Source organism: Saccharopolyspora montiporae, from assembly GCF_015209505.1.
Lineage (GTDB): Bacteria > Actinomycetota > Actinomycetes > Mycobacteriales > Pseudonocardiaceae > Saccharopolyspora > Saccharopolyspora montiporae.
This window is the reverse complement of the sequence record NZ_JADEYC010000050.1, coordinates 1-2,868: the sequence shown is the minus strand read 5'-3', so window position 1 is coordinate 2,868 and position 2,868 is coordinate 1. Positions and strand designations below refer to the sequence as shown.

Annotated in this window: 1 rRNA gene; it reads left to right on the top strand. The window is 57.8% G+C overall.

The window, feature by feature from the left end:
• Positions 1 to 74: 74 nt before the first annotated feature.
• Positions 75 to 2,868, top strand: a 23S ribosomal RNA gene (locus tag IQ251_RS19510); the annotation flags it as partial.

The following is a 2,868-nucleotide window of genomic DNA, read 5'->3' as shown; positions in this document are numbered from 1 at the left end:
TGGTGTGTGGGGTGTGGGTGTGTTGTCTCGTGGTTGTTGTTTGAGAACTGTATAGTGAGTGCGAGCATCTTTGTGGCCAAGTTGTGTAGGGCACATGGTGGATGCCTGGGTACCAGGGGCCGATGAAGGACGTGGGAGACTGCGATAGTCCTCGGGGAGTTGTCAACCGAGCTGTGATCCGAGGGTGTCCGAATGGGGTAACCCAGCCCGAGTGATGTCGGGTTACCAGCGTCTGAATGTATAGGGCGTTGGGGGGAACGCGGGGAAGTGAAACATCTTAGTACCCGTAGGAAGAGAAAACACTGGTGATTCCGTGAGTAGTGGCGAGCGAAAGCGGAGGAGGCTAAACCGTGCGCGTGGGAGACCCGGCAGGGGTTGCGTGTGCGGGGTTGTTGGGGCGCTGCTGGAGGGATCTGCTGGTCCGTCAGCGTGTCTGTGCAGGCTAGTTGAACAGGTTGGGATGCCTGGCCGGAGTGGGTGAGAGTCCCGTAGGCGAAAGTTTGTGCGGTGCGTGTGGTGGTGTTTCCCCGAGTAGCAGCATTTCCGTGGAGGGTGCTGTGAATCTGGCGGGACCACTCGTCAAGCCTAAATACTTCCTGGTGACCGATAGTGGATAGTACCGTGAGGGAATGGTGAAAAGTACCCCGGGAGGGGAGTGAAAGAGTTCCTGAAACCATGTGCCTGCAATCCGTCAGAGCATGCCTGTGTGGTGTGTGATGGCGTGCCTTTTGAAGAATGAGCCTGCGAGTTGCTGCTGCGTGGCGAGGTTAACCCGTGTGTGGGGGAGTCGGAGCGAAAGCGAGTCTGAAGAGGGCGTTGAGTCGCGTGGTGCAGACCCGAAGCGGAGTGATCTACCCATGGCCAGGGTGAAGCGCGGGTAAGACCGTGTGGAGGCCCGAACCCACCAGGGTTGAAAACCTGGGGGATGAGCTGTGGGTAGGGGTGAAAGGCCAATCAAACTTCGTGATAGCTGGTTCTCCCCGAAATGCATTTAGGTGCAGCGTCGTGTTGAGCTGGGGTGGGGTAGAGCACTGGTTGGTCGATGGGCCCGGTGGGTTACTGAGATCAGCCAAACTCCGAATACGCCCGAGTGGTGCGCGGCAGTGAGACGGTGGGGGAAAAGCTTCATCGTCGAGAGGGAAACAGCCCAGAGCATCGGCTAAGGCCCCCAAGTGTGCGCTTAGTGGGAAAGGATGTGGGATCGCTGAGACAACCAGGAGGTTGGCTTAGAAGCAGCCATCCTTGAAAGAGTGCGTAATAGCTCACTGGTCAAGTGGTCCTGCGCCGACAATGTAGCGGGGCTGAAGCGCGCCGCCGAAGCCGTGCCGGCAGCACTGTGTGTTGTTGGGTAGGGGAGCGTCCTGCATGTGGTGAAGCATCTGCGTGAGTGGGTGTGGAGTGTGTGGGAGTGAGAATGCAGGCATGAGTAGCGAGTGCAGAGTGAGAATCTCTGCCGCCGGATGACCAAGGGTTCCTGGGGAAGGTTCGTCCGCCCAGGGTGAGTCGGGGCCTAAGGCGAGGCCGTCAGGCGTAGTCGATGGAGAACGGGTTGATATTCCCGTACCCGTGTGCACGCGTCCATAGCGAGGCTTCTGAGACTAACCATCCGGTGTGTGTGTCGCTCCCTTTGTGGGGTGGTGCATGTGCTGCGTGGGACCTGAGGGAGTAGTAGTTAAGTGATGGGGTGACGCAGGAGGGTAGCTCTGCCAGTGTGTGGTTGTGCTGGTGTAAGCCTGTAGCCCGTGAGTGCAGGGAAATCCGTGCTCACTGTGGGTGAGGGGTGATGCGTAGCCGTGGTGGTGAAGTGAGTGATCCCATGCTGCCGAGAAAAGCCTCTAGCGAGTGTGTGCATGGCCCGTACCCGAAACCGACACAGGTGGTCAGGTAGAGTATACCGAGGCGGTCGGGTGAACTGTGGTTAAGGAATTCGGCAAATTGCCCCCGTAACTTTGGGAGAAGGGGGGCCATTGCTGGTGAACGCCCGTGCGGTGGGAGCTGGTGGTGGCCGCAGAGGCCAGGGAGAAGCGACTGTTTACTAAAAACACAGGTCCATGCGAAGCCGTAAGGCGATGTATATGGACTGACGCCTGCCCGGTGCTGGAACGTTAAGAGGACCCGTTAGCGCATTTCGGTGTGTGAAGCGGAGAATTTAAGCGCCAGTAAACGGCGGTGGTAACTATAACCATCCTAAGGTAGCGAAATTCCTTGTCGGGTAAGTTCCGACCTGCACGAATGGCGTAACGACTTCTCCGCTGTCTCGACCACAGGCCCGGTGAAATTGCAGTACGAGTAAAGATGCTCGTTTCGCGCGGCAGGACGGAAAGACCCCGGGACCTTTACTATAGCTTGGTATTGGTGTTTGGTTCGGCTTGTGTAGGATAGGTGGGAGACTGGGATGCATTCACGCTAGTGGGTGTTGAGTCGTTGGTGAAATACCACTCTGGTCGTTCTGGGCATCTAACTCGGGTCCGTGATCCGGATCGGGGACAGTGCCTGGTGGGTAGTTTAACTGGGGCGGTTGCCTCCTAAAGGGTAACGGAGGCGCCCAAAGGTTCCCTCAGCCTGGTTGGCAATCAGGTGTTGAGTGTAAGTGTATAAGGGAGCTTGACTGTGAGACTGACGGGTCGAGCAGGTGCGAAAGCAGGGACTAGTGATCCGGCACTGGCTGGTGGAAGCGGTGTCGCTCAACGGATAAAAGGTACCCCGGGGATAACAGGCTGATCTTGCCCAAGAGTCCATATCGACGGCATGGTTTGGCACCTCGATGTCGGCTCGTCGCGTCCTGGGGCTGGAGTTGGTCCCAAGGGTTGGGCTGTTCGCCCATTAAAGCGGCACGCGAGCTGGGTTTAGAACGTCGTGAGACAGTTC